We start from the raw sequence: 2,252 nt of genomic DNA on the forward strand, positions 1-2,252 counted from the left end.
AGAGGTGCGGGTTAGAATTTCAATACAGCCAGAGTAGTATCCCACCGACGCCTCCACCGAAGCTAGCGCTCCGGCTTCTCAGGCTCCTACCTATCCTGTACAAGCTGTACCAAAATTCAATATCAGGCTACAGTAAAGCTCCACGGGGTCTTTCCGTCCTGTCGCGGGTAACCTGCATCTTCACAGGTACTATAATTTCACCGAGTCTCTCGTTGAGACAGTGCCCAGATCGTTACGCCTTTCGTGCGGGTCGGAACTTACCCGACAAGGAATTTCGCTACCTTAGGACCGTTATAGTTACGGCCGCCGTTTACTGGGGCTTCAATTCAGAGCTTCGCTTGCGCTAACCCCTCCTCTTAACCTTCCAGCACCGGGCAGGCGTCAGCCCCTATACTTCGCCTTGCGGCTTCGCAGAGACCTGTGTTTTTGCTAAACAGTCGCCTGGGCCTATTCACTGCGGCTTTTCAAGGCTATTCACCCTAAAAAGCACCCCTTCTCCCGAAGTTACGGGGTCATTTTGCCGAGTTCCTTAACGAGAGTTCTCTCGCACACCTTAGGATTCTCTCCTCGCCTACCTGTGTCGGTTTGCGGTACGGGCACCTGTTTTCTCACTAGAGGCTTTTCTTGGCAGTGTGGAATCAGGAACTTCGGTACTATATTTCCCTCGCTATCACAGCTCAGCCTTCACGGTAAGCGGATTTTCCTGCTTACCAGCCTAACTGCTTAGACGCACATATCCAGCAGTGCGCTTACCCTATCCTCCTGCGTCCCCCCATCGCTCAAACAAAAACGAGGTGGTACAGGAATATCAACCTGTTGTCCATCGCCTACGCCTTTCGGCCTCGGCTTAGGTCCCGACTAACCCTGAGCGGACGAGCCTTCCTCAGGAAACCTTAGGCATACGGTGGATGGGATTCTCACCCATCTTTCGCTACTCATACCGGCATTCTCACTTCTAAGCGCTCCACCAGTCCTTCCGGTCTAGCTTCAACGCCCTTAGAACGCTCTCCTACCACGGATATCGTAGATATCCATCCACAGCTTCGGTGATACGTTTAGCCCCGGTACATTTTCGGCGCGGGGTCACTCGACCAGTGAGCTATTACGCACTCTTTAAATGGTGGCTGCTTCTAAGCCAACATCCTGGTTGTCTAAGCAACCCCACATCCTTTTCCACTTAACGTATACTTTGGGACCTTAGCTGGTGGTCTGGGCTGTTTCCCTTTTGACTACGGATCTTATCACTCGCAGTCTGACTCCCACGCTTAAGTACTTGGCATTCGGAGTTTGTCTGAATTCGGTAACCCGATGAGGGCCCCTAGTCCAAACAGTGCTCTACCTCCAAGACTCGTTATTCGTGAGGCTAGCCCTAAAGCTATTTCGGAGAGAACCAGCTATCTCCAAGTTCGATTGGAATTTCTCCGCTACCCACACCTCATCCCCGCACTTTTCAACGTGCGTGGGTTCGGTCCTCCATTCAGTGTTACCTGAACTTCAACCTGGACATGGGTAGATCACCTGGTTTCGGGTCTACGACTACATACTAATGCGCCCTATTCAGACTCGCTTTCGCTACGGCTCCGTCTCTTCAACTTAACCTCGCATGCAATCGTAACTCGCCGGTTCATTCTACAAAAGGCACGCTATCACCCGTTAAAGGGCTCTAACTACTTGTAGGCACACGGTTTCAGGATCTCTTTCACTCCCCTTCCGGGGTGCTTTTCACCTTTCCCTCACGGTACTGGTTCACTATCGGTCACTAGGGAGTATTTAGCCTTGGGAGATGGTCCTCCCTGCTTCCGACGGGATTTCTCGTGTCCCGCCGTACTCAGGATACACTCAAGAGGGAACAAGGTTTCAACTACAGGGTTGTTACCTTCTTTGACCAGCCTTTCCAGACTTGTTCGTTTACCTCGTTCCTTTGTAACTCCGTATAGAGTGTCCTACAACCCCAAGAGGCAAGCCTCTTGGTTTGGGCTAATCCCGTTTCGCTCGCCGCTACTCAGGGAATCGCGTTTGCTTTCTCTTCCTCCGGGTACTTAGATGTTTCAGTTCCCCGGGTCTGCCTTCAATACCCTATGTATTCAGGTAAAGATATCATCCCATTACGGATGATGGGTTCCCCCATTCGGAAATCTCCGGATCAAAGCTTACTTACAGCTCCCCGAAGCATATCGGTGTTAGTCCCGTCCTTCATCGGCTCCTAGTGCCAAGGCATCCACCGTGCGCCCTTCATAACTTAACCTATGATT

1 rRNA gene is annotated in these 2,252 nt (G+C 51.5%); it reads right to left on the reverse strand.

The window, feature by feature from the left end:
- Positions 1-2,245: ribosomal RNA gene (locus FAR12_RS23050) — 23S ribosomal RNA — on the reverse strand; the annotation flags it as partial.
- Positions 2,246-2,252: the final 7 nt, after the last annotated feature.

The sequence above is a fragment of the Bacillus yapensis genome, assembly GCF_005280205.1.
Lineage (GTDB): Bacteria > Bacillota > Bacilli > Bacillales > Cytobacillaceae > Robertmurraya > Robertmurraya yapensis.